This window comes from Arcanobacterium buesumense (genome assembly GCF_012563545.1).
GTDB lineage: Bacteria > Actinomycetota > Actinomycetes > Actinomycetales > Actinomycetaceae > Arcanobacterium > Arcanobacterium buesumense.
Genome location: NZ_CP050804.1, coordinates 1,293,650 through 1,317,886 on the forward strand (window position 1 = coordinate 1,293,650; position 24,237 = coordinate 1,317,886).

Consider the following 24,237-nt stretch of genomic DNA (forward strand, 5'->3'; position numbering starts at 1 on the left):
CTTTCCTTGACAAACAACAGCAATCGGCACACATGAGCCAATAACTTAACGAACGATGAAAAATTTTCGGACACACTCGTAGAAACGAACATGTTAGGGAGATTTTGTTTATTAGCAACAGCAACTAGAACATGGCGTTATCGCCATAACTAGCGTGTTGACACTCGAAGATGCTCGTCCGAAAATATACATGTTTTAATTTTCAAGTTACTTCTGGCCTGCTGTCAACATGGAGCTTATAATGAGAGCCATGATACGTAGTAATGACATGAACATCGCAATCAATATTATTGGAGATCGTGTGGGGTCTGGACTGGGCAAAGCTCAAACAATGGCAGTAGCCCATATTGTCGATGGAGCTATCACCTCGTGGGACGAATATGAGGTTGGATGGAACCTGTTACATGGACAAGGCCCTGAAGGAACTCATCACGCGCGCATTGTGAGGTTTATGCGTGAGCATGCAATTACCGCAGTGGTTACTGGTCACATGGGCGCTCCTATGGTTAATACGCTCACTAAACTCGGAGTTCGTCCAGTTGTCAATATCAGTGGCGACGCCCGGCAAGGTGCATTAACTGCCGTCGAGATACTCAATAATTAAGGTAAAGCAGGTGGGCGGGCAGGAGAAAGATCTCCTGCCCCCCACCTCACTGAGATTTTCGTATTAAACCGCTACCTCAGTCTGGCTAGCGCTACGAAGAGATAGGTCATAAACCAATCCGATCATTATTGCGATAATGGTTGGAACAACCCATGCCATCTGCAAATAACCCAGCGGGAAAAAATCCAGTCCGTACCGCAGCGCAGAAAATACGCTTAAACCAGTGGAATTCAACGCTTCTGGGATAGCTAAAACAACTGCCGTATAAGTCCCTAACCGATACGCCCAAACCAAATGTTTCCGCGTCACCAATTCAATAATCGCCACAACAATAAGCGAAATTGTAATAGGGTAAAGCAACTGATTTAGTGGAGCTACCATGGACAAAATTCGTTCTAGTCCAAGATTCGAAAGCGGGAAAACAATCACAAGATGGATAAGGAGCCAAGAATGCTGAGAAATACGTGGAAAGAGGTTATGGAAATAATGTGATGACGAAGCCAACAACCCCAAGGCGGTTGTTAAACACGCCAAGAAAACGATCAGCCCAAAAACTAACTGACCAGTTGTCCCAAAAAGCTCTCGCGAGACTTCGGTGATGACAACAGCACCGTTCGGGCCACTACCGACGCTCCCCAAATGAACTAAACCTACATAACACACCGCTAGCAATGATCCAGCTAGAATTGAAGCCCCAATCATACCCCGGCGAAGTTTAGCCCCAGTAAATCCTGATGTTGCTAGAGCTCCTAAAATAACTGGCCCGTACATTAAGGTCGCCAGCGAATCCATCGTGAAATATCCCTCGATCAACCCACTTGCCAGCGGAGCTTGAGCATAACGCGGCTCAACCGGATGGCTAATGTCGGGCAAAGTGTAAGAAGCAACAACCAAGGCAATCAATAAGAGAATCAAGATTGGCGTCAAATATCCACCAATCCGACTCACGATTTTCGTTGGTTGACGAACTAACACATAACAAATACCGAAGAAAATAACCGTGTAAACAAAAAGCTGAAGATGCCCAGAACCTACAAAGGGAACAGCTGCTATTTCAAAACTGACCGCTGCAACTCGAGGCGTCGGATAAAGCATAGCTGTAGCGATAAACAAAACAGTCGTAAAGATCAATCCAAAACGCGGACCTACCCGATCAGCAATTCGACTCTCGCCTTCACGCATCGAACCAGCAGCGATCATGCCCGCCACCGTCAATACTGCACCAGTAATAACAAATCCAATTACCGCTGTGTACGCATAAGGACCAGCCTCTACGCCTATCATGGCAGGCAAAATAAGATTACCCGCTCCAAAGAACATCGCAAAAAGAGCAAACCCTGCAAAAATAATTGATTTTGTTGTAGAAGAAAACATAAAACACCTCACCTTTATTGGAACTACCCAGACTTAACTGCTGGAGTGACGACGACGGGGGCTAACGCCCCTTCGTAAGTCGGCCACGGGAAATATCAATTCCCAATCCAATAACGAGTGCTACCGCAGCTGGAACAACCCACGCCATCTGCAAATAACCCAGTGGGAAAAAATCCAGTCCGTACCGCAGGGCAGAAAATACGCTTAAACCAGTAGAATTCAACGCTTCTGGCAATGCAAGCAAAGCCGTCGCCCAGGCTGGAATCCGGTAACTGAAGAAAAGTCGGCCCGGAGTAGCTAAATCAATTAGTGAAACCACAACAAGTACCATCACAATCGGATAGAGCAACTGATTCACTGGCGCGACGATAGCTAAGATTTTCACTAAACCGAGATTAGTCAACGCAAATGAAACACCAGTGGCAATACCCAACCATGTTTTTTGACTAATCGCTGGGATCAGATCATGAAAATATTCAACCGATGCTCCCAATAAGCCCAAAGCGGTAGTAAAACATGCTAAAACAACGATCATGCCGAACAAAGTTTGCCCTATCGGACCAAATAGATCACGTGTGACATTAGCGGTCAATGCAGCTCCATTATCGCCAACACCCACTTGTCCAACACGTACAAGCCCAACATAGACAACAACAAGAAATACCCCAGAAAGCATACCGGCAAGTGCTGTACCTCGGTGGACTTGACGTTTATTCCAGCCAGCGGCACTAAGTGTAGAAATCACCACACCACCAAACATTAAGGCCGCCAATGCATCCATTGTGAAATAACCATGAATGAACCCGGTAACAACGGGGGCAGCCTGATATTGCTCATTTGGGACAGTATTTACTGGTGGCATCATCCAAGAACCGATGATAACAACAAGAAGTAAAACAAGAAGGGCCGGAGTAAGCCAGGTACCAACATTACGGATGATCATATTCGGCCGGCGAGCAATGATATATGCCAGCGTAAAAAATACTGCCGAATAACAGAGCATCATCAAGCGGCTTGCCAGATCGGAAAAAGAATGCGTATACGGACCAAATGCCATCTCATAGCTAACTGCGCCAACGCGAGGGATAGCATAGACCATTCCAGTAAATAAGAAGATGAGAGTAGTAACTACAAGCCCCATGCGCACACCTAAACGGTCTGCCAGACGCTTCTCATCTGATCGTTTCGTCGACATTGCCACCATAGACAATACCGGCAGTAAAACTCCCGTCGATACAAACCCTATTGCTGCACTCCATGCCAAATTACCTGCTTGCGCACCGATCATGACGGGAACAATGAGGTTTCCAGCGCCAAAGAACATCGCAAACAACGCGAGACTGGTAATCACCAAAATTCGCACATTCGATGTCATAGCCCCTCCTCATCTTAGAAATAATATTTCAGATATAGTTTATTAACCTTAAGAATATGTATCTAACTACCTACTTCCCAAATTGACTGCCCTATCCCAGATATATCGTTCACATATTGAGATATTCACGTTGGATTAGCTCACATAACCAAGATATCGAGCAACTGCCATATAACCAGGCAGTGTACCGTTGCTTTACCAGCGACTATAATAAGAATGTGGATTAGCACAAGACTACGCTACTCACATTGTCACCTACTCTCACCCGCCGAACTATTTGACAGTGAGCTAAGAAAGATGGAGTTATGTTGAATGTATTAAGCCTTGAACAATTTCTTAACGGCTCATTCGCGTTGCTCGTAACAACTATTTTATGTTTTCTCCTCGGCGTTGAGCGTTACTACCACAACAAGGACGCAGGAGTAAAAACGCACGTTCTCGTGGGAATGGGTGCCTGCCTTTTTACTCTTGTCTCGATTTATGGGTTTGTTTCTACTGGCGCTCCCCTAGATCCATCCCGACTTGCCGCCCAAATAGTTTCCGGAGTTGGATTTTTAGGCGCGGGAGTTATTTTTGTCAATAACGATACCGTGAAAGGTTTGACAACAGCAGCAACTATCTGGATTTCAGCAGCAATGGGAGTGGCGTGCGGCGCAGGAATGTCGCTCTTGGCTCTTGCTACTCTCCTTATTCACTACATTTTGATCTTCGCCATCGGTCCCTTGGCAAATAAGATTCCCAATACGCACCACCTCGAACGTACTGTGGTCGAATATGAAGCTGGCCGCGGAGTGATGCGCAGAATCCTCGTCGTCGCCACCAGTCTAGGCTATAAGGCCATGGTGAATTCAACTGCTGTTATCGAAACTGAAAACGGCACTGGCATGCGAGCTGTTATGCGCTTCGACGGCCCCTACCCTCGAACCACGCTCTATGAACGTTTAGCAGGTTTAGAAGGAGTCAATGCCATTGACGACATCACCCAAGCAAATCTCGACTAACATACGGCCACAGTAAGCGTTCAACATGTTTGGGAAGAGAAAATACCAGTAAGATAAGAATCATCACGCAAGCGCGAAAACTCACAGCGATGGAGACAACGATGTCAAATACATTTATATCTGCTTGGACTGACACCGAGGGAATCAAACGAGTCACCAATCTATTTTCTACTACTTTCAGGCATCAACCTCGTATCCTCGCGGCAGCACCTGGACGAGTTAATCTCATAGGTGAACACACTGATTACAACGACGGACTATGCTTGCCGATCGCCTTACCACACCGTACGTTTATTGGACTAACACCGCGCGAAGACAACCGTGTTTACTTTATTTCAGATCATGGATCGGCCTGGGAAGGCGATATTTCACAGATCAATCCACATATGCCAGCCTCGTGGGTCAACTACGCAGGTGGGCCAGCATGGTCACTAAATATCACCCACGGTTTCGATGCTGCTTTTGTTTCTTGCGTCCCCTTAGGGGCAGGGTTATCTTCGTCAGCCGCTATCGAATGCGCAAGTGCTATCGCACTATCTGACGCTTCAAAAGAAGAGATCGTGGCAGCATGTATCCGTGCAGAAAATGAGATTGCCCATGCGCCAACTGGCGGAATGGATCAAACAGTATCGGTATTTGGTGAAGCAGACCATGCTGTTTTCATCGATTTCCAAGACCACTCTCGAGAATTAGTTCCCGCTTCTTTTAGCGAATATGGCTTAGATATTCTCGTCATTGATACTCGAGCCAAGCATTCCCTAGCAGATGGGCAATACGGCAACCGTCGCGCCGAATGCGATCAAGCTCGTGATCTTCTAGGATTGTCTTCGTTACGGCAGGCCACCCTCGATCATCTCCCCCAATTACCAGATCTACTCGCACAACGAGTACGCCATGTGGTGACAGAAAACGCCCGCGTTTTAGATGCCGTCTCAGCTCTGCGTAGCCAAGATTTCCCCAAACTCGGGCAACTTTTTACCCGCTCTCATGAATCATTGCAGGACGATTTTGAGGTATCGTGCCCCGAACTAGATTGCGTGGTAGAAGCCAGCCTCGAAAGCGGTGCGCTCGGCGCACGCATGACCGGAGGCGGTTTTGGCGGCTCAGCTATCGCATTAATTGCAACTGAGCATATAGACCACGCCGTATCTCATATTACTGCTCAGGCTCAAGCACATGGCTTCCCGCAACCGGCTTTCTTACGTGCCCACGCAAGTAATGGAGCCACAATTTTGCACCAATAATCTCATCAAAAACCATTGGGGGGCTAACACATTTTGTGTTAGCCCCCCAATGGTTTATCGACAGATTTATGCGCCGCGATACCCTTGTGGATTTTCTGTCTGCCAGCGCATCGATGATGCGGCCATATCTTCTATCGTATGCGTGGCGCGCCAGTCCAACTCTACTTGGGCTTTTGTAGCATCAGCATAACTTTCCGCAACATCACCAGCCCGACGAGGCACAACTTCATACGGAATTTCTTTACCCGCTGCCTTTTCATAAGCCCGAATAACCTCAAGTACTGAATATCCGTGGCCAGTACCCAAGTTATACACATAGACTCCCGGATTATGCAGGTGATCAGTTGCAGCTACGTGACCGCGGGCAAGATCTACGACGTGGATATAATCGCGAACACCAGTGCCATCAGGCGTATCATAATCATCACCAAACACTTGGACTTTCGCTAGTTCGCCAACAGCAACTTTAGCCACGTATGGAGTTAAGTTCGCTGGAATTCCCTTTGGATCCTCGCCAATTAACCCACTTGGGTGCGCCCCTACCGGGTTGAAGTATCGCAAAATCACGATCGTCCATGATGGATCTGCTACATAGAGATCATTGAGGATCTGCTCTTCAAATACTTTCGTCCAACCGTAAGGATTAGTAGCTATTCCAGCGGGTGACTTTTCAGTTAAAGGCAAAACACTTGCTTCACCATAGACCGTAGCAGAAGAGGAAAAGACAAATCTCTTCACGCCATGCTCACGCATAGTCTCCAGAAGAGCTAATGCTCCACCGATATTATTGTCATAATACTCTAGTGGTTTTGCAACTGACTCCCCTACAGCTTTAAACCCAGCAAAATGGATAACCCAATCAATGGAATTGTCGCTAAAAACCTTATCTAACTTAGCCTTATCTCGAATATCAGCATCGTAAAAGCGCACCTTTTTACCAGTGATTGTTTCAACCCTGTTCACCGCAACTGGCGACGAGTTAGAAAAGTTATCAACGCACACCACGTCATAACCCTTCTCCAATAATTCCACTGTGGTGTGGGTACCAATATAGCCAGCTCCACCAGCAACTAAAACCGTCGTCATCTCTCATACCCCTTAAAAACAATATCCTTACTTATTTTATTCACTACGAACGAATCCACAATCAGTTAAGAATTTTTCGGTACGCCATTGTTCTTTAAACACTGCTGTATTTTCTAAAATTCGTTCACATACGCTACCAAGTTCATCACGAATCGCCTGATCAATCACTCGCCGATCGCGACTGCCATCAACTAGTTTGTGGATCTCTTCATTAACAAAATCAAACTCAGCTAACTCGGCAGGCAAGGGCTTGCCTTGCTCAATCGCATCAGCTAACTGACCTAACTGCCGTTCTAAACGCGCCGGTAGAATAAACAGACCCTGCGCCTCAATGAGCCCAATAGATTCCTGTTTAATCGCAAAAAATTGCGGATGAGCATGGAAAACACCTGCCGGGTATTCCTCCGAAGTAATATTAGAACGGAAAATAATACTCATCTCGTATCCGCGTTCAGTCAACACGCACGTTGGCGAAACTGCTGAATGCCAACCATTCTCATCACGCGGAATAATCCCGATCTCCGGATCACAGAAATCAAGCCACGCAGTAGCGATTTGGGCACTGACATCTGCCACCGCATGCCGATCTTTACTGATCACCCGAACAACTGTATTCGGCCAGTCAACAATTTCAACAATCGCACCTTCGTATTGCGGAACGCGATACGTCACGCGTGTACCTGCAGTGTGCATAGGTAGTGTCTCACCACCACCTTGATAATGATCATGGCCCAACACTGAACCACCAATACGTGGCAACGCCGCATTACACCCAATAAAGTATCCCGGGAATTGATCGACGAAATCCATCAAGCGATAATATGTCCGGTCATCCACATGCATCGGCGTGTGATCCATATTTACGGCAATACCATGCTGGTCAAAATACCCATATGGAGAGAACTGCCAAAACCACGGTTGCCCATCCAAAGTGATCGGAACAGTCCGTAGCGTTGACTTTTGCCGACCAGCAAATCCCTCATTTTCATGACAAATTGTACACTGAGGATAGCCACCAGCCACCGAATTACCCGTCATTGCCTTTTTCGGATCCCGGAACTCTGGCTTGGCAAGATTAATAGTGACAATAACTTGTCCACTATTAAACCTTGGATTCTTATCCAGCATGGCTCGCTTAACATAATGATTAGCAACGCAATAATCATAGAACCATGACATCGCCTGCATGCCATCTTTATCTTGGCCGATACGGGTATGACGATCTGCAATCTGAGCAGGGGACAACGAGAGAATACCCATAACTTGATCAGCTAGACCATCACGTTCTTCTTCCGAAATATGCCCAGCTACAACACATGCCTGGGTAAAATCTGCAATCAGTTGGTCAGGAGCACTAGCATTCGTGTGTGCTCCAGTTGGCCGATATCCGTCAAGCCCAAAGATGGAAAAAATTCGATTACGGGTAAAGTCTTCATTACGTGGATCTAACTCAAGATTTTTACGGGCGTAATCAATGAGTTGATCTACGGCACTGTAGATATTTTCAGTCATTTTGGCTCGCTTTCACATATGTATTAATCATAACGCGCGCGGGCAAAAATAACTCAATAAATGCCGATATTAAAATTGGCGGTTGCCCAGCTGGGACAACCACCATCCCTCTACGTCACACTAGCTTAATTACCAGCGTTTTCAGTCTCATCCTTTGCCTGGTTAGACTGCCGATCATGTGTGGCAACTTCAGCTAACTTTGCTAACGGTTCTGGATCAACGTCGCCAATAACTAAATGCCCCGAAGCTCGTTCTCCAAGCGCTTGTAACGCAAGGCGCCCAACAAGCTGCTGATTCGTCGTCGAACGTGCCGAACGCCCATTCGACAGATAACTAATCATCCAACGCATTAACGTTGAAAAGCGCGTCTTGAACCCCGAAAGCGTCAAAATATGCAATACGCACCAAGCAAGCCAAGCAACAAAGCCAGCAAATTCTAGTTTGCCAATTTTAACAACCGCTTTCGATTTAGCGATCGTCGCCATCGATCCTTTATCGTTATACACAAACTTTTCCGCGCTGGGTTTACCTGCGAGACGATCAATGATGGTTTGAGCAGCAAAGCGTCCTGGCTGGATTGCTCCTTGAGCAACTCCAGGAACACCCTCTAAAGACATCATATCGCCGACAACGAAAATATCTGGATAGCCCGGAACGGTTAAATCGGGATTGACTCGTACTCGCCCAGCCCGGTCAAGTTCAACACCGGTACGTTCTTGAATCTTCTTCCCTAGTGGGGATCCCTGCACACCAGCAGACCACACCTTACAGATAGAATTAATAGTACGTTCGTTACCATCACGGTCACGTAAGGTCACAGTGCGGTCAGTCATTCCAACCACCATCTGGCCCATCATTACATCGATCCCCAACTTTTCGAGGGCCTTGCGGGTGCGTTTTCCGAGACTTTCCCCAAATGGCGGCAGTGGGTAATCGGCACCGTCAACCAAGATAACGCGGGCATCATGCGGATCGAAATTACGGAATTCCTTGCGTACAGTTTTTGATGCAAGCTCGCGAATTTGACCGGCTACTTCAACTCCGGTTGGGCCTGCCCCGACAACAACAAAAGTTAAAATATCACGCCGTTTTTCTGGGTCTGTTTCCATTTCAGCAAGCTCGAAAGCTCCAAAAATTCGAGCTCTAATTTCTAGCGCATCATCAATAGTTTTTAGCCCTGGCGCATAGCGCGAGTACTGATCATTACCAAAATAGGACTGGTCTGCTCCAGCTGCCACAATAAGCGAATCATATTCAGTGCGCATTTCGCGGTTATGATAACGCCAGATTACTTCTTTTGCGTCGACGTCGATATCTTCGACGAGGCCCAGCAAAACTTGGACATTGGATTGCTTTGCGAGGATTTCACGCGTTGTCGGGGCGATTTCACCAGAGGAGAGAATTCCTGTTGCGACCTGGTAAAGCAGCGGCTGGAAGAGGTGATGCGAGGTTCGCGAGATCATAGTTATATCAACATCGGTCTTTCGTAAGGCTTTTGTTGCAAATAAACCGCCAAAACCTGATCCAATAACAACGACCTTATGCTTAGCCACTCGCGCTCCTTAGTCCGATACTTTGTTTTCATCTCCCACTCTACTTTATTTACGAACCATATTTGTTGCGTAAATTGTTATAGTTCTAACTTTTCCACGAGGACGAGGCCATGCCGAAGAGTTTTCGGCATGGCCTCGTACATCTAGTGCGTTAGCTAAATCGGTTAGTTAAGAGCCTTCCGGCGGATACGGGTTAGTCCCATACCAGCACCGATAAGTAACACAGCAACAAGCCCGGCGCCATATGCGGCGTCCACACCGGTTTTAGCCAGTGACTGCTTCTTATCTGTGGCCTTAACATCAACATCCTTCTTTACTTGCGGATCTGTTGGTGTTGGCGGAACAGGATGCGGGGTTGGAAAAGTCCCGCAATCAACCATGACTTTTAATCCAGCTTCCTGACCAACAACTTGACCAAAATCAGTATCAACAGTCACCGGCAGGGTAATATCACCGATCTGATCTTGGCAAACATCAGACAGAACGAACTTTGCAGTAGCCTGGCCAGCACCGTCTGTGGTGATGATGGACTGCTCATTTTCTGCGTTCGGTTCCTCGATAGAATTATTAACCGGGAACTTTTCAGTTAATGACCCTAAATGTACTGTAACATTTTTGGTTTGGCCTGTTCCTTCAGTAAATGAAAGGCCACGAAGCGGAATCGTTACCTCACCACCCTTAGCGACCTTATCCTGTGGCAGGGTGATTCCAATTGCCCGCTTAAGATCTGAGGCGCCTAGTTTTGGACCAGTAATCTTCTTCAAGTAGTCGTTGAAACCGTCTCGATCAAGAACACCGAAAGTCTTTACCGGCAAACCCTTCTCAAAGTAGCCATCGCCACCTTCTAACACGAAGGTCATTGAGCCAACGTTATACACTTTGTCCATCTCTAACGGCTTGCCGTTAAGGGAGATAGAAGTGATTCGGCTTCCCATCGGCAAAGCAGGATCGTAGGTGTAGGTGAGGTTCGACGATGTACCCAAGCGCAACATTGGCCGAGAGTTTTGCGAGTTGAGGTTAGTCTTCCACTGGTTTTCAAGCGCCTTTTTAAACTGTTCACCAGTCATTGGAGCATAACCAAGTTGGTTGGAAAATGGCAGTGCCTTATATGTGCTGGCGTATGTTAAAACACCGTCGGCAGGAATAAGGTCTTCACGCAAGCCACCAGCATTAACCACACCAAAATCGACTGGCGTAGTGCCATCGATTGTTACTTGATCAAGGATCGAGTCTGCAACGAGGTTACCTAATGTAGATTCAACACCACGATTGGAACCTGGTGCTGGTTGTGTCTTTCCCGGTTCAAGGTATACGCCACGGTTCCATTGGGCTGTTACCTCGGAAACGATTTCAGCTTTGCCTGCTTCTTGGGCTTGTTCTTTAGCAGCATTCACAACTTTGGCAGCTGATCCGTTTGCTAAGCAATCTGGATCACTATCAGCAACAACAGTTGCGGCTGGGATCAAGATCGAATCAGCTTTGACTACTTTATTTGCCTTCTTATCAAAATTGATGCGCACTAATCCCAAATTGTCAGTATAGGAGCCGGATGCAATGCCTGCTAATAGTGGGTTCTTAGATTCCAACTGGACTGTTGAATCAACTTTATCGAATTCATATGGTACGTGGGTATCACCACCCATCAGCACATCGACTTCAGCAGGCATCTTCGAATAGTTGTTCTTCACATCATCATCGAGCATAGCGACGACGATCTGCGCTTGACCGCTTTCTTTGAGTTCTTTAGCTAGTCTTGTTATTTCAGCAATTGGATCATCAAAGCGCAACCCTTTAGTTGTATCTGGGCTAAGTTTGAACGGAACGTCTTGTGCGATAGCACCAATGTAGGCTACTTTAACCCCGTCAAGCTCAGCAATGGCATAATCTTTGAGATAAGGAGTCTCCACTCCATTGTCACGATAAGATCCCATTCCTTTAACGTTTGCTCCCAGATATGGGAAGTTGACTTTGACAAAGTCCTGCGGCTTACTTCCGTCTACTCGTTGCCGGAAAACGTCTTGTCCCAAGTCGAGTTCGTGATTTCCGATTGTTGAACCAACAACTGGAAGCTCATTGAGCGCTGCAATTGTTGGATTATCTTTCTGAGAACCAGAAGTATAGGGCGAAGCGCCGATATTGTCACCCAGGAGAGTAAACGTTGAATGAGGATTGGTTTGGTATGCCTTATTCAAATAGCATTGAACAGCTGGGATTCCTGACTCAACAACTTTTTCTTCTTTGGTTTTCTTATCCTGCTTAACTACTTTTTCAATGTGCCCATGAACATCAGTAAGTTTATACAGGTCAATAGTAACAATATCATTGTCCAGCGGAGCTGAATTCTCTGCCCATGCCAGGCTGGGAGCCAGCAAAAGTGATATTGCCATTGCGGCCCCGCACAGTGGGCGAGTTATAGGTTTACGCATAATGAATCTCCATTGATTAAAAGCGGAATGCGAACAGCTTAAGACTAACAAGCCTATGAGCGTCAAACAATATCCACAGAAGAATATGCTAAAGATTTTTATGGACACTGACATGATATTGACTTTTCGTCTAAAGATTTTCTATTCTAACAATCATTAAGGAGTAAAATGTTACAACAAATTCGCAGTCAACATACCCGCACCGCAATCCTCGATGCTACTCATCGCATCATTATTCGCGATGGCGCAACAAAAATTACCGTATCTGCTATCACCACCGAGGCCGATATTACACGGTCATTGTTCTATCACTATTTTGCTGGTAAAGATGAGGTAATCGAAGCGTTGCTCGATTATATTATCGATGATTTCCTTACCGAGCTTGACGCTTGGAATAATGCACGCGAGCCCGGAAACATCGAAAAATCATTAGAAGAAGCAACCACGCTCATGCGCAAAATCCTCAATGAAGATGGACCTTTTGCCACGAGTTTAGCGCGTAATTCCAATGCTCAACTCTATCTTATTTTTACTGACCGAGCCGCAAGCAGGATTGCACGATACATCACTGAAACCACAGTCCGTGATTACAAAGAGCATCACCCAGTGAAGATTACTCATATTGAGAGCATGATTTATATGCTACTAACTGGACTTACGGCGCTTATTCGCTCTGATCCAAGTATTTCCGATGAAACGATCACGTTGATCATTGCCCAAACGTTACATTTGCAAGATCATTTAGCTGACTAGTTTTTTCGACGACGATCCCCGTTACCTTGCTGAATGACCCTACGTAGTGGAGTTGAGCTATGCCCCTCAATGAAGACCTTATCCTTAAAGGTACGAGTGAATCTGATCGCACCTATGTCTACCGGCTCAATTTTTTAACTGATACTTTCGGTGATGAACACGCAGTACTTGATGATAGCTATGACGAATGGGCTACTTACTATGTTGCTGATTGGGAAGCCGAGAATGGCGGTTTTATTGCTTGGGTAGGTAATACTCCGGTCGGTGGCGTGTGGCTTTTATGGGGCACCGACGATCGACATGGGTTTGGCTATGTGTCAGCAGATATTCCAGAGCTTGCTATTGCTGTTGAAGGACGTTATAGCGGCCAAGGTATAGGCACTGCCCTGCTCGATGCCGCAACTGAGCTAGCAAGAGAATTGGGCGCACCAGCTATTTCTCTTGCAGTAGATCCACGTAATGCTCGCGCCAAACAGCTCTATCTGAAGGCCGGATTCACTCCCACCGGAGAGCAACGTTACGGTCATAAGATTCTACTTCGTTCGACCAATAGCTAGAAATCTTTTCGCAATATATTTGTGGCGCTTGAGGGGGAAACCCAAGCGCCACAAATTATTTCACGAAAGATCACGAATCTTTCTTTTTAGTCATCTGTCTCCATCGAGCTCATATGCTCCGCAGAAGGGCTTAATTCTACTAAGACAGCCTGCGGATCTCGTTTCTTTAATCTCCGGATGTAGCACTCATAGGCGATCATAGCTCCGCCAATGAATATCACTACGCCACCAATGTTGTACACAAGTGTCAGCCATAGTTCCTGTCCGTATGGAAGAGTTCCGGTGATGAATACAAACGCAAAGATCACCATCATGAACCCGGACATGACCATACCAAACGTTCTCGATCCGACTCGGAATCGACGCGGAATATGATCATAGTTTTTCCGGAAGAAGAAGTAAGCAATGTAAATGAACAATGGCGGAATGAGAGCGGTTGCCGCCGTCATATTGATGACGATTTCAAGCAAGCCATTGATAGAATTCGATCCGATAGCTGGAATAATCAGTAACGGTACGACGATCAAGAATTGTAGCCAAGCTGCTCGCCAAGGAATTCCATTCTCATTAAGCTCAATTAGTTTCTTACCAAAGATGCCTTCAGGTATTTCAGAAAAGAAGATTTTCACTGGTGTAGATGTCCACATCAGGAGCGAACCGAGTGTAGCTGCTAGCATAACCACTCCAACAATATGATTCACAATCTGAGTATCTATTCCCAAATAATTACCTAAGCCACCCATTGTTTGGAAAATACCGGAGGAATAATCCAGTTCTCCTGCAGGAACAAAAACTGTCATTAATAATGAAGCAACAGCGTAGAGCATTCCGATCGCGAGACCTGCGATAACAATCGTACGAACGAAAGCTTTTACGCCTCCGCGCAGATCTTTAATGTAGACGCCTACGGATTCAGCACCGCCTACACCTTGGATGATCCATGCTAAAGTCCCCAAAAATGCCCACATGCTTGCAAAATTTGAGAAATCTGGAGTCATAGCTTCAAAAGTAATAGGAGTTGCTGGCTCTAGACCGCCAGCGAGTGCGCCCACTGCCAGAATAACAAAGGCAAGAGACATGACCATCATCATCGTGGCACCGATATTTGTAATCTTCCCGATCCACGAGGCTCCTTTAGTGGAAATCCAGGTCGCAACGATGAAGATAGAAATCGATATTAGAGCGATAGCTGTTTGCGAAAACACTTTTTCCTGACCAAAAAATGTGTAAGACGCATACACCAATACGATTGGCAGCAGTGACACGAAATAGAAAAGGTTCACAAACCAGTATGAAAATGCCCCCATAAAAGCCCAGCGACCGCCCAGGGACGTCTTCACCCATGCATAGTCTCCAGATTCTGAATCTTTGTTCAACGCAACAAGTTCAGCAATGATCAGTGTGTATGGAAGGAAGTAGAGCAGTGTGGCAAAGAAGAATGCGGGAGCAGATGCTAGACCGATAGATACTGAGTTGTTGACGACATTACGGAAGTTGAAGACGGCCGCGACCGTCATTGTTAATAGAGCATACGTGCCGACTTTGGCACGTGTCGATGTAGTCATGATTCACCTCATGTCCTAAGTATTATTTGTTGTGGAAAGAATGACCTTCTTTGGTCACTCTGATAAGTAGCCCCTGAAATGAATCTCCCGGCACCACCTTGGAAGCCTCATCGATAGTTAAAACCAGAATTTCACCTGTTTTTACTACTACCTGCTCTGCTTCGCCTTTGAAGCTCTGATAGTCCGATTCGTCGGAATACTCGTCCAGCGGATGTAGCTGAGATTGTCGTGCATAGAATACAGTTGCCTCGCCCGCTAAGCAAACAATCACTCTCACATATTGTCGACTTCCTTGCAAAGCAGCTTCTTGCCACGTATCGTCAATCTTCAGCCAGGTTAAAGAATCACCTACGGAGTGAGTCTCATACATGGCATTGCGCTCACTAGCTGCTAGTGCTTCTAATACTCGATCCCATTTTTTATGGCCACCTAGTATGTCCTCGAACTTATTGCGGTCTTCGAAAACTCTCATTTTTCACCTCCTTCAAAGGGTTGGAAAATAATGTGATGGTGGAAAGATCTGAAATATACTCTGTATGAGTCAAGGACTTCCGAGCCCCAAGAGTTTGATCCCAATCCCAAAACCTGAGGATCAATATTGACTTCTATGTGGTCCTCTGGTTCTAATTCATTCAGGTGTTGAGCCTCGTCTAGCTGAGAATCAGAATACCGTAAAGCCCTCACATTTAGCGGAGTATCTCCGGCAAAAATCCGTAGACCATAATTCATTCCATCGGAAAGCTCATATCTCAGAATCTCTCCACGGTTTCCGCAGTCTTGTGGTTTAACATATGGCGTGTAGAGATCATCGACGTTGGTCGTAAAATTATCGATCCATCCCGCTGCTCGGGAATCGGGATAGTTTTCTCCTGGGCCATGCCCAAAATAAACTATGTCTTGTAGGGATTGTTTGATTCCCATGCGAATTCCAATGCGCGGTATTACTTGGTCGAAGCTCCCGTAGGGAGTACCTGATATGTCAAGTGTGGCAATACCATCCGCGTCGATCCGCCACAAATACTTACATCTCATACCGAAATCGAGAGATGGCGGTGCGATCACCGAATCCACTTGAAAAGTGACGTGATCTGGCGAGCTTGACCATTGTACATTCCTGGTGTTTTCTTGCAAGCAGTCGATGAAATTCGGTCGCCAAATACTGTCAAATTCTTGGACATGGTTATCGATTAATGAATGATAGAAACTGATTTTCGGAGATTTTTCAATGATTTCTCCCCGGGAGGTCTTCATGGAAATTAACTCGCCATTGATTAAGTCGACAACATAGTCAATGCCGTTCGTCGAAATATTGAGTTTATTATCTTTCTCGACAACATCGATATCTTCAGTTACCGTTACCTGAGGCTGAAGGTACTCAACTGGACCCCATTCGAACTGGCAGATAGCAACACTTGATGTGTCCGCTGTCTGTCGTGACATATTTTTAGCGCCGACTCGGAACAGCAACTTTCTATTGGGTTTCTTTTCCGGAAGTTCCAGCTGGAGTTCTGCTTTTTCGCGCGGCTTTAATCTTGGGCAGTCAAGTTCAACGTCATAACTGCCGTCTTCATCGATGACAGAAAAACAAATCGTCAGCTCTGGAAGCTTCTCAAACCACTGCTTTGATTCGACATATACCTTATTCTCACTCACAGAAAACTTAACTGGAGCAATCAAGTATTTGTACTCGAGGAGACCTGGAGAAGGAGCATGCCACGGAAAGACGAGACCATCAATGCAAAAGTTTGCATTATTCGGATAATCGCCATAATCCCCGCCGTATTTGTAAAATACTTTCCCGGATTCATCTCGTGCAAGAATACCGTGGTCACACCATTCCCAAACAAAGTGGCCTTGAATGTGGTCCCACTTATTGATGACGTTTTGATATTCGGCTAATCCTCCTGGACCATTTCCCATAGAGTGCCCATATTCGCACAAGATCCGTGGTTTACGATGAGGATACATACCGAAATCGTTCATCTGGGAAACTCGAGAATACATCGTCGAAACTACATCGACGATCTCTGCATCACGATCTTCCTCGTAATGAACTGGACGCGTAGGATCAAGTTCTTTACAACGGTTGTACATTGCTTCAATGTTGCAACCAAATCCAGATTCATTCCCTAGTGACCACATAACGATGCACGCATGATTTCGCTGTGCCAGCACATGGCGTTCTATGCGATCGACGTATGCAACTTCCCATTCTGGATCATTAGTCAATCGTTCGATCTCTCCCACATTCGCAAATCCATGTGATTCAAGATCTGTTTCTGCGACGACCATCAGCCCGATTTCATCACAGATCTCATAAAATCTCGGATCATTAGGATAGTGAGCTGTACGGACTGCATTGATGTTATGGTCTTTTATCATCTGAAGATCTGCACGGATGAGGTCATAGCTAACCGCTCTCCCTTTTTCCGAATCGAAGTCATGGCGATTAACTCCGTGCATCTTGAAGTACCTACCATTGAGCAAAATTGCTCCATCTACAATTCGTATATCACGGAATCCAAATCGATGAGAAACTACTTCTTGGAGACAATCTCCGTCGAACAACTCTAATGTCAGCAGATACAAATATGGTTTTTCAGGATTCCAGTTATGAACGTCCGATAGCGGAATACTCAGATTTTCATCTGCATCCATAACATCGCTAGCAACTATCTCGCCGGCATCAAAAACGCTCCAACGGACCTTCAATCCTCCTTTAGCCTGCGAAAGATCGCACTTTAAATGCAAGCGGTAAGAATTTTCGCTGACCATTTCGGCGGAAATGAAGAAGTCGCGGAGATGAACTGCTGGCCGGGAATACATCCACACTGGTCGAAAAATACCTGAGGCCCACCACATATCCTGATCTTCGATATAGGTTGCGTCAGAAAACTGGCTTACTTTGACTACTAAAAGATTTGTTCCCACTTTTAAGTAATCCGTTAAATCGAATTCCGCAGATAGCCGGGATCCCTTGGAAAAACCGATCGAGTGCCCGTTGCAGTAAAGCTCAAAATATGATTCGACGCCGTCAAAACGAATAATGTAGCGTCGCCCTTCTGAAATCTCAGAAATGTGTATTTCTCGCTGGTAGAGCGCCGTTGGATTATCGGAAGGTACGAAAGGTGGATCAACGGGGAATGGATAACCCTCATCGGTATATTGGAGTTTTCCAAACCCATCAAACTGCCACATGTGCGGGATATTAACAGTAGTGGATTGATCATCAATTTCGCTTAAGAATACATCATCGATACGGAACGGATTGTCGTATAACTGGAAATTCCACTCCCCAGATAGATCAATAAAATCCGTCACTTCTTCACGTTGTCTCAACAACGCTTGGTCCATTGTGGAAAATGACAGCATGTAGGAATGCGGCGCCAAAGTTCCACGGCTAATTACCGCATTGTTTTCCCAGTTGTTTTTCTTCATCTGTGAGCCCCCTTGCGCACTTATGAAACCGGTTTCAGATTAAAGTAATTATAATCATACAGTTTCTGTCAAATCAATACTTTTCCCGAAAGAAAGGTCATACATTTTCTACAGATTTAGAATATTCTGGATAACACCTCACATACCAGTCCATTTTATTGACACCCTGTGGATACTTTTCCTTCGGGTTATTCCACACTTCCACAGCAGTGAACTAGTATCAGCCCGCAACTATTGCGCCGATATCCTATAATTGTTCTGGCTACAGAAAAGGTGATAAATGGCAAGGTTTAGGGATAAAAAGGCAACTATTGCTGACGTCGCAAAAGTAGCAGGTGTATCCCGTGCTACCGTTTCGCGCGTTTTGAATCAAACCGCACGCGTCTCTGATGAAAAAGTTGCCGCAGTAGAAAAGGCGATCGCCACTACCGGATTTTCAGCATCATTTTTCGCTCGAAATCTTGCCACTGGCCGCTCAAGAGCAATTGGCATCATCATCACTGAACCTATTGCTGAATTTTTCTCTGATCCCACTTTCCGTCTCATACTCAACGGAATTACGAACCGGCTCCTCACAACTGACTCCGTTCTTTCGCTTTACCCCATGGAGACCAAGGCCGAACAAGACAAGGGACTAAGTTATATATCAAAAGGTTCAGTAGATGGTGTTATCCACCTCTCCCCTTACACCGCCGATGATGTCGCTCCGCAACTGAAAGAAATCAGTATTCCGACTGTCTTCTGCGGAACCATCGGTTCGGAAGATGTTGAAGAATCCTTTTCCCACGTCTATACAGACGATCACCTTGGCGCTTCGCTTATCGGTCAGCACCTTATGTCCAAAGGCGTCCGCAGTATCTTGGCCCTGCATGGTCCAGCTAGTAATCCTGCAACATCAGACCGGCGTCAAGCACTCCTATCTTCTTGCTCCGACGCCATAAAATCAGAATATTATTTATCCTCGTGGACAGTGTCCGAAGCTTTCGTGAAAGCCGGTCACTTAATTAAAGATCTGCATAAATACGACGCAATAGTATGCGGTAATGACAGAATTGCCGCCGGAGTAATATCCCGGCTAGAAAAAGAAAATATCTCTATTCCACAAGACATTATGGTTACCGGATTCGATAACCATACGATTGCTAGCGAAACGTCGCCCGCTATCACGACGATTCAGCAACCATTCGCAGTGCAAGGAAATATGGCAGTCCAGCTTGTTAACGAATTATTAGCCGGACAATCGCCAAGAACCGTAGTTCTTACTCCGCAGTTGATCGTAAGAGATTCTACGGGAGACGTATCACCGAAATCATAATAGGACTTAGTCTGGGCTAGGCCTTTCACACAGAAAGTAGAGCGTCTGCTGGTTGTGTTCCACCAAGCGTTTGATCAACCACTCCAAGATATTGTTCTACTTGCTGTGCACACCGGCCAATATAACTGGCCGGATCTAGCACTGCCGCAAATTCTTCCGCGCTCATACCAAACTCAGTATGCGAAGCTAACGCATTGAGCAGATCGAATGGTTCTCCATTTTTCATCAGTTCCGTTGCTCGCATCGATTCTTCGCGAATAATCTCATGAAGTTCTTGCCGGTCTCCTCCGCGCTTAACACCTTCCATCAAAATATTTTCAGTAGCGATAAATGGAAGAAAGTCACGTACCGCTTTCGCTACGATCTTGTCATTGACATGAAGATTAAACGTCACATTCATACACAAGCGTAAAATCGCATCCGTTGCCAAAAACCCTTCCGGCATAGATATTCGACGATTGGCTGAATCGTCCAACGTACGCTCTAGCCACTGGGCCGACGCCGTCATCGCGCCATTCATAACATCGGCCATAACATATCGTGCCAAGGAACAAATGCGTTCAGTACGCATCGGATTACGCTTATACGGCATCGCACTAGAACCGATCTGATGTGCGGCAAACGGTTCCTCCACTTGCCGATCGTGTTGCAACAACCGGATATCTTGCGCCATCCGATAGGCACTTTGAGCAACCGCAGACAAACAATTCAAAATACGGGCATCTAGCTTACGCGGATACGTCTGCCCAGCCACATCAAATGTTTTATCAAAACCAAAATCAGCAGCAATCATGGCATTCATCTGATCAATTCGCGCGTTATCGCCGTCGAAAAGTTCCAAAAAACTAGCTTCGGTCCCCGTCGTTCCCCGACTACCTAGAAAACGTATTGATTCTAAAACGAAATCAATTTCTGAAACATCAGCCATAAAATCTTGAATCCACAAGGTAGCGCGCTTACCCACCGTCACTAGCTGAGCCGGCTGATAGTGGGTGTACCCAAGGGTTGGCATGTCCTTATACTTATCAGCGAATTGCGTTAAATTCGCAATAGTCACCAACAGCGATTGGCGCAGATAGCGCAAAGCATCTCGATAAATAATCAAGTCCGCATTATCTGTCACGTAACAGCTTGTTGCCCCTAAATGGATAATCCCGCTAGCATCTGGAGCTACTTTCCCAAAGGCATACACATTTGCCATTACATCGTGACGGACCTCTGCTTCGCGCGCTACAATCGTGTCCCAATCGATATCGTCAACATGCTCAGCTAATTGGGCCACTTGCTCAGATGAAATCGGCAACCCGAGAGCAGACTCAGCCCGTGCCAGAGATACCCACAGTTGCCGCCATGTCCGCACCCGAGTACGCATCGAAAATTGTTCGATCATAAAATCGGATGCATATCGACTAGTTAGTGGGCTGGCATAACGGTTTTTGCTAGCATGTTTGTCTGTCACGGGCGCGTCCTCTCAATCACTATCTGGGGTTAATTAGCGTTCAATATATGCGTCTCGCTGCGGCCCAACACTCACGTAGCGGATATGGCAACCAATCTGCTGTTCAACAAAGTCCACGTAGGCGCGAGCTTGTGCCGGCAACTCATCCCAGGTTCGGCAACCACTGATATCACATTGCCAGCCAGGTAGGGTTTCTTCTACCGGACGAGCATCATCAAGATCAGCCGGGAACGGGAACTCGTCAGTGTGCTCGCCACGCACATCATAACGGACACACACTGGAATCTCTGCCATCTCAGATAGCACATCCATCTTGGTCAAGGCAATTTCCGTTGCCCCTTGCATCTGCACGCCATACCGAGTTGCCACAACATCCAATGGACCCACCCGGCGAGGACGACCAGTAGTAGCACCGTATTCCCCGCCCGCATCTCGCAGGTCATCAGCCTTTTGACCAAACCATTCGCAGGTGAACGGACCAGCACCAACACATGTGGAATAGGCTTTGACTACACCCATCACTCGGTCTATTTGGAGACTTGGTAGCCCCGCACCAACTGGCGCATAGGCAGCAACCGTATTCGATGAGGTGGTAAACGGATGAATACCAAAATCGATATCACGCAAGGCGCCAAGCTGAGCTTCGAATAAAATTCGTTTACCGGCGTCGCGTGCATCGGAGAGCACTTTCGCAGTATTGGCTAAGAACGGAACTAGGCGCATTGCCCAGGTGTCGATCCAGTTCATAACCTCATCGAGGGTCACTTCCGTTGCTCCGTAAACCTTTGTGAGCGTTAAATTCTTCCATTCGAGAAGATCCATAACATGCTGACGTAAAAGCTCCGGATTGCGCAATTCGCCAGCCAAAATCGTCTTCTTCTGGAACTTGTCCGAGTAGAATGGTGCGATTCCCTGCCTTGTAGAGCCATACTGTTTGTCCGCTAGTCGCATTTCTTCTAACGTATCTAACTCTCGATGCCACGGCAAAAGCAAAGATGCGCGCTCGGAGACCACCAAGTTTTGTGGGCTTATTGTTACTCCTTGTTGGGCAATAGCATCGATTTCGGTAAATAGCTGTTCGGCGTTAAGCGCTACCCCGTTACCAAGGACGTTAAGAACGCCGTCGTTAAAAATTCCCGATGGCAACAGATGTAACGCAAATGTTCCGTAATCATTGACGACGGTGTGGCCCGCATTTCCGCCACCTTGGTAGCGTACAACGACGTCGTAATCGGCAGCCAAAAGGTCAACCATTCGGCCTTTGCCTTCGTCTCCCCAGTTGATGCCAACAATTGCCGCAACTGAATCGGTTGGTAGGTGGTCAGTCATGATTTTTCTTTCTCTAGCGATCAACTATTTTTACCAGGATGTCGGGACTGGTGCGCCTTCGCGATAGCCCGACGACGATTGGATACCAACGATTGCACGCTGAGCAAACTCAGCGATATTTTGCGACCCAGCGTAGGTGAAGGATGAGCGAACACCAGAAATGATGTGGTCGATCAGGTCTTCGACGCCAGGACGCTCTGGATCGATATACATTCGAGCAACCGAAATTCCTTCTTCGAACAGTGCTTTGCGCGCCCGATCGAAGGCAGATTCACGTGCGGTACGGTTACGCACGGCACGCTTGGATGCCATACCGAAAGATTCTTTATATGCTCGCCCGTTGGCGTCATAGTTAACATCCCCAGGTGATTCGTATGTTCCAGCGAACCAGGATCCGACCATGACGTTAGCAGCGCCAGCTGCAAGTGCCAAAGAGACATCGCGAGGGTGGCGTACACCGCCATCTGCCCATACGTGTGCACCGAGTTTTTTGGCTTCGTCGGCACATTCTAACACGGCGGAAAACTGTGGGCGTCCTACTCCGGTTTGCATCCGGGTGGTACACATGGCGCCTGGGCCAACACCAACTTTAACGATGGACGCTCCGGCTTGCACCAGATCTCTAACGCCATCGGCACTAACGACGTTACCGGCAACGAGTGGGAAGTCGGGAGGTAGAATGGCTCGTACTGCCCGTACTGTCTCGAGCATTTTTTCTTGGTGGCCATGGGCAGTATCGACGACTAAGAGGTCTACTCCACCAGCAATAAGTTCTTGTGCTTTTCCTACTGGATCGCCATTCATGCCAATAGCGGCACCGATACGCAACCTGCCTTGATCATCAACTGCCGGCTTGTAAATGGTTGCCCGCACAGCTCCTGATCGAGTGAGAACTCCGAGAAGAGCTCCTTCGTCATCAACCACCGGAGCGAGATGGTGGTGGTGGGACTTTAAAATTTCGTATGCTTCACGCGGATCTATTCCTGCCGGCAACGTAAATAAATTTCGTGACATTACATCGCGGACTTGAGTGAACCGATCAACTCCCGTTAAATCTTTTTCCACTACAAGACCAACCGGAACATTAGTATCCGGATCGACGACGACGGCCGCACCGTGGGCACGTTTAGGAATTAGTCCGAGGGCGTATCCGCAGGTGTGATGTGGTTTGACGACGACGGGAGTTTCGTAGACAAGGTGACGGGACTTGACTGCCGCAATGGTGTCAATGACGATACTCGTTGGAATATCTTGTGGAATAATTACCAGACCGCCACGGCGAGCCACTGTTTCTGCCATCCGTTTGCCAGCAATTGCCGTCATATTGGCAACTACTAGTGGGATTGTGGTACCGGAACCATCGTGGGTGGCTAGGTTGACGTTACTACGTGAACCGACCGCAGAACGGGACGGAACCATGAACACGTCGTCGTACGTAAGATCAAAAGTGGGCACAGTGTTGTTTAAGAATTTCACTAAGAAACTCTATCTATGTCGCTGGCGAAAATTCCACAACTCAACACAAGTTCTCGTATATTGAAATATCTGTGTTTCATAGTTTGAGACACACTCCTCGATAAGGCCTATTTCCGTGCCGGAAATCGCACCCCATCAATAGTTCCCCGAAAACTAAAATGGCTAGACTT

Annotated in this window: 18 protein-coding genes; 6 read left to right on the top strand and 12 right to left on the bottom strand. The window is 46.7% G+C overall.

The features are described from left to right. Positions 1–250 precede the first annotated feature (250 nt). Complete coding sequence (locus tag HC352_RS05995; RefSeq protein WP_247645173.1) at positions 251–604, top strand: NifB/NifX family molybdenum-iron cluster-binding protein; 354 nt, start codon at positions 251–253, stop codon at positions 602–604. A gap of 63 nt (positions 605–667) precedes the next feature. Here the strand turns inward: HC352_RS05995 and brnQ (HC352_RS06000) are convergent, their stop codons facing one another. Together brnQ (HC352_RS06000) and brnQ (HC352_RS06005) are read right to left on the bottom strand one after the other, a co-directional pair. Beyond that, positions 668–1,978 (bottom strand): branched-chain amino acid transport system II carrier protein, encoded by a 1,311-nt coding sequence (gene brnQ / locus HC352_RS06000; RefSeq protein ID WP_168918033.1) that lies wholly within the window; start codon positions 1,976–1,978, stop codon positions 668–670. A 61-nt stretch (positions 1,979–2,039) separates the two neighbouring features. Then, positions 2,040–3,353 carry a branched-chain amino acid transport system II carrier protein gene (gene brnQ, locus HC352_RS06005; RefSeq protein ID WP_168918034.1) on the bottom strand — a complete coding sequence of 438 codons (1,314 nt, stop codon included), beginning with the start codon at positions 3,351–3,353 and terminating at the stop codon, positions 2,040–2,042. Positions 3,354–3,658: 305 nt separating this feature from the next. Between brnQ (HC352_RS06005) and HC352_RS06010 the strand changes: the two genes are divergently transcribed. Then, positions 3,659–4,354 (top strand): MgtC/SapB family protein, encoded by a 696-nt coding sequence (locus HC352_RS06010; protein ID WP_168918035.1) that lies wholly within the window; start codon positions 3,659–3,661, stop codon positions 4,352–4,354. 101 nt (positions 4,355–4,455) lie between these two features. Beyond that, positions 4,456–5,598, top strand: coding sequence for a galactokinase (gene galK, locus HC352_RS06015; protein WP_168918036.1), 1,143 nt, complete (start codon positions 4,456–4,458; stop codon positions 5,596–5,598). 66 nt (positions 5,599–5,664) lie between these two features. Here the strand turns inward: galK and galE are convergent, their stop codons facing one another. The 4 genes from galE to HC352_RS06035 form a co-directional block, all read right to left on the bottom strand. Next, entirely contained in the window at positions 5,665–6,684 is a 1,020-nt protein-coding gene (gene galE, locus HC352_RS06020; protein WP_168918037.1) for a UDP-glucose 4-epimerase GalE, read from the bottom strand. Between the two features lie 36 nt (positions 6,685–6,720). After that, entirely contained in the window at positions 6,721–8,196 is a 1,476-nt protein-coding gene (locus HC352_RS06025) for a galactose-1-phosphate uridylyltransferase (RefSeq protein WP_168918038.1), read from the bottom strand. Positions 8,197–8,321: 125 nt separating this feature from the next. Beyond that, positions 8,322–9,749, bottom strand: a complete 1,428-nt coding sequence (locus tag HC352_RS06030) for an NAD(P)/FAD-dependent oxidoreductase (RefSeq protein ID WP_168918039.1) — start codon at positions 9,747–9,749, stop codon at positions 8,322–8,324. A gap of 164 nt (positions 9,750–9,913) precedes the next feature. Next, positions 9,914–12,175 carry a bifunctional metallophosphatase/5'-nucleotidase gene (locus HC352_RS06035; protein ID WP_247645174.1) on the bottom strand — a complete coding sequence of 754 codons (2,262 nt, stop codon included), beginning with the start codon at positions 12,173–12,175 and terminating at the stop codon, positions 9,914–9,916. Between the two features lie 168 nt (positions 12,176–12,343). Here HC352_RS06035 and HC352_RS06040 point away from each other — a divergent pair, with 168 nt between their 5' ends. Then, positions 12,344–12,928 carry a TetR/AcrR family transcriptional regulator gene (locus HC352_RS06040; protein WP_168918041.1) on the top strand — a complete coding sequence of 195 codons (585 nt, stop codon included), beginning with the start codon at positions 12,344–12,346 and terminating at the stop codon, positions 12,926–12,928. A gap of 59 nt (positions 12,929–12,987) precedes the next feature. Further along, the gene (locus tag HC352_RS06045) at positions 12,988–13,485 is read left to right on the top strand and encodes a GNAT family N-acetyltransferase (protein ID WP_168918042.1); all 498 of its coding nucleotides are present in this window, start codon (positions 12,988–12,990) and stop codon (positions 13,483–13,485) included. Positions 13,486–13,571: 86 nt separating this feature from the next. Here the strand turns inward: HC352_RS06045 and HC352_RS06050 are convergent, their stop codons facing one another. From HC352_RS06050 to HC352_RS06060, 3 genes are read right to left on the bottom strand one after another with little or no spacing between them, the layout of a single operon-like run. Beyond that, positions 13,572–15,050: an amino acid permease gene (locus HC352_RS06050; RefSeq protein WP_168918043.1), complete on the bottom strand. Its 1,479-nt coding sequence runs from the start codon at positions 15,048–15,050 to the stop codon at positions 13,572–13,574. Between the two features lie 22 nt (positions 15,051–15,072). Next, positions 15,073–15,522, bottom strand: coding sequence for a YhcH/YjgK/YiaL family protein (locus HC352_RS06055; protein ID WP_168918044.1), 450 nt, complete (start codon positions 15,520–15,522; stop codon positions 15,073–15,075). Beyond that, entirely contained in the window at positions 15,519–18,488 is a 2,970-nt protein-coding gene (locus HC352_RS06060; protein ID WP_168918045.1) for a glycoside hydrolase family 2 TIM barrel-domain containing protein, read from the bottom strand. Before HC352_RS06060 ends, HC352_RS06055 begins: the two co-directional genes overlap by 4 nt. A gap of 280 nt (positions 18,489–18,768) precedes the next feature. Here HC352_RS06060 and HC352_RS06065 point away from each other — a divergent pair, with 280 nt between their 5' ends. Next, positions 18,769–19,803 (top strand): LacI family DNA-binding transcriptional regulator, encoded by a 1,035-nt coding sequence (locus HC352_RS06065; RefSeq protein ID WP_168918046.1) that lies wholly within the window; start codon positions 18,769–18,771, stop codon positions 19,801–19,803. A 25-nt stretch (positions 19,804–19,828) separates the two neighbouring features. On the opposite strand, the gene purB is transcribed toward HC352_RS06065, so the two are convergent. The 3 genes from purB to HC352_RS06080 are packed head-to-tail and all read right to left on the bottom strand — an operon-like array spanning position 19,829 to position 24,067. Continuing rightward, entirely contained in the window at positions 19,829–21,262 is a 1,434-nt protein-coding gene (gene purB / locus HC352_RS06070; protein WP_168918047.1) for an adenylosuccinate lyase, read from the bottom strand. A 33-nt stretch (positions 21,263–21,295) separates the two neighbouring features. Continuing rightward, on the bottom strand, positions 21,296–22,591 hold the full coding sequence (locus HC352_RS06075; RefSeq protein WP_168918048.1) for an adenylosuccinate synthase: 1,296 nt from the start codon (positions 22,589–22,591) through the stop codon (positions 21,296–21,298). A gap of 30 nt (positions 22,592–22,621) precedes the next feature. Further along, positions 22,622–24,067: a GuaB1 family IMP dehydrogenase-related protein gene (locus tag HC352_RS06080; protein WP_168918049.1), complete on the bottom strand. Its 1,446-nt coding sequence runs from the start codon at positions 24,065–24,067 to the stop codon at positions 22,622–22,624. Between the last annotated feature and the right edge of the window lie 170 nt (positions 24,068–24,237).